General features: G+C 33.7%; 1 protein-coding gene. It reads left to right on the top strand.

The features are described from left to right. Nucleotides 1-3,054: beta strand repeat-containing protein (locus H2280_RS08175; RefSeq protein WP_337216230.1), on the top strand; the 3,054-nt coding region annotated here is incomplete at both ends.

Genomic DNA, 3,054 nt, shown 5'->3' with positions numbered 1-3,054 from the left:
CACCTGTGCTGATGCTCAAATTAGCGGTGCTGGATGTAGTGGTAACTGTGGAACAGTTAGTAATGCTCAAACAGAAAAAATCACTGTAGATAACACGAGTAATTCAAGTTTAACTATTGAAAGTGGAGGTTCGGTTAATGTAAGTAACAGTGAAGCTATAAATTTTAGTAATGATTCTTCTATCCAAACTTTCAAAAATCAAGGAATCGTACAAGGTGGAAGTAATACTGCTAGTATTCAAATTGGTAATAAAGATAATAATGGTGCGACCATCACTACTTTTGAAAATAGCGGAACTATAGGAAATGGAAGCTCTAAATATGGAATTTTAATTTATGGAAATGGTACAAAATCGAGTATAGAAAATTTTAAAAATACTGGAACCATAAGCTCAAATGAAGGCGAAAGTGTTTTTGCAAGTAATGCAAGCATAGACACATTTGAAAATAGCGGGATAATCAATAGTGCTAAACACAATGGTCTATCTATTAGTTCTAGCTCGACAATAAAGAATTTAATAAATACTGGCACCATAAGCTCAAGCAATGAAGGTAAGGGAATTTATATTAACAATGGGGCAACAATAAACACTTTTGAAAATACCGGATTGATAACTTCAGAAAAAAATATAGGACTTCAACTAGATGGTGGATCTACTATAGAGACTTTTAAAAATAGCGGAACTATTGCAGGAAGTCAAAGTAATGCGGGTATTAAAATAGGATCTACAGAATATGCTGCTACAATTACAAGTTTTACTAATGAAACAAATGGTATCATAGGTGGTGAAAATTCTATTTTTGGTATAGTTTTCACCGGAAAAGGGCAAAATAAAGGAGAAAAAAACGGGAATACAAATTCAACTATAACGAATTTTGAAAACAAAGGAATCGTTAGCTCATTAAATGATAGCGTATTTATCAAAAATACCGATATTTCCACCTTTAAAAATCAAGGTCTTATAAGCTCAAAAAACCTTGGGATGAATATCACTGAAGGTGCTACTATATCAACTTTTGAAAATGCAGGAACGATTGACTCAGAAAATGGTATAGGAATTTATTTACAAAAAAAATCAACTATAGAAAATTTTAAAAACAATGGAACCATTTCAGGCAATCAAAATAATGCAGCCATCTGGGTAGAAAGCCAAAATGGTGGAGTTAAAATTACAAGCTTTATCAATGAAACAAATGGTATCATAGGTGGTGAAAATTCTCTTTATGGCGTAGCTTTAACCGGAAGCAGTAGTAATAAATCAACTTTAACAAATTTTGAAAATAAAGGAACGATTAGTTCTTTAAAAGATGGTATATTTGCCAAAAATTCTTCTATTGACACTCTTACTAATGAAGGAACCATAAATTCTAGCCTAAGCAATGCAATAATTCTTAGAGAAGGCACAACTATAAAAAAATTTGAAAATAAAGGACTCATCGAATCTAATGCTGATGGTTCTTACGGTGTGGATATCACAAGTGGTGTAAGTATTGAAAATTTTGAAAACTCTGGAACCATAGGCAATGAAAAAAGTTTAGGGATAAAAATCAAAGGAAGCAATAATAATAAGACCGAAATCCAAACTTTTAAAAATAGCGGTTTATTAACAGGAGGTGCTGAAGGATTAAATATTACTCACGCTACTGTCAATTCTTTAACCAATGATACCGATGGCATTATCCATTCAAAAAATTGGTCAGGTATAGCCATATATGATGGAGCCAATATAACAACTTTTGAAAATAAAGGAACCATTAGTTCTGATAAATCCTATGGTTTTCTTATTAGTCAAGGTTACAATGAAAAAACTTCTACAATTGAAAACTTTACAAACGAAGGACTTATAAAAGGCTATAATGGAATTCGTATCGATGGTGAAGCAACTATTGAAACACTTACAAACAAAGGCACCATAGAATCAAATTCAAACAGCATCTATGCAGGTGCTGTAAGCCTTGTAAGTTTAAAAGATCCTATTAACACAGGAGAAACAGCAGGCCAAAGCTTAATAAAAACTTTTATCAATGAGACTGATGGAAAAATCATCAGCGCTAGCAATGGTATCATGGTGGAAACTGGTAATAAAATAGGAACTTTTATCAACAAAGGTTTAGTACAAGCCGAACTTAACGGTATAAGTTTTTACGAAGTAGAAGATTCTGGCGATCTTATCGATGTGGGTAAAATTTGTCTTAAGGATAACGGACAAATCATAGCTGGTAAAAATGGTATCAATATAGATGGTACCGATAAAGAAGTAAAAGTTGAAGGTATAGAAGTAGAAAGTGACGCCATGATCAAAGGTGGTAATGCTGCAATTTATATAGGTGGTGGCAAGATCATCAATTCTAATATCAACATCAAAGGGACACTTATAGGCGGCAATGGTGGTATAATCAACGAAGGAACTATAGGTGGTGGTAATAGCGGCAATGGCGGCATCACAATAGAAAATGGTGGTAGCATAGCTGGCGGTATAGTCAATCAAGGTAGTGGGGTTATCTCAGGAAATATTACCAATAATGGCAACAAAGAACTTGAAATTTCTAATGGCGAAGGTGCTACTATAAATGGTGGTATAGTCAATAGTGGCGGCGGAAATCTAGTTATCACAAATCAAGGTAGCGTTGGCAAAGATGGAAAATGCACTATAAAAAATGATAGTGGCAATGTGGTGATTAAAGATTGGGTTGTTTCTACAGGCAGCGATGGTAAATTAGAAACTGTTGTAGTAGGCGGAAGTGATAAAGATAAAGTTAATGTAGATAAAATTACCGTTGATCAAGGTAATCTTAACTTAGATCAATTAGATAATTTGCAAGATCTCATTACTGGAGTTGATCAAGATAAAATAGCTAGTGTAGGAACCAATGGTAGCGGTGAAATTTCTTTAACAATTGGAGCGGATGGAAAGCTACAAAAGAAAATCAATCTTAAAGCAGGTGCAGCGGGTGCATTCTTTAGAACCAATCACTCTTTAAACACCCAAAGAACAAATTTTATCAATAATGTTATGGGCAATGCTATGAATCAATTTAGCTTTTCAAACTCTAG

It is taken from the genome of Campylobacter sp. 2457A, assembly GCF_020135895.1.
Lineage (GTDB): Bacteria > Campylobacterota > Campylobacteria > Campylobacterales > Campylobacteraceae > Campylobacter_D > Campylobacter_D taeniopygiae.
Note: the sequence above shows the minus strand (reverse complement) of the source record. Positions and strands in the feature narration are given on the sequence as shown.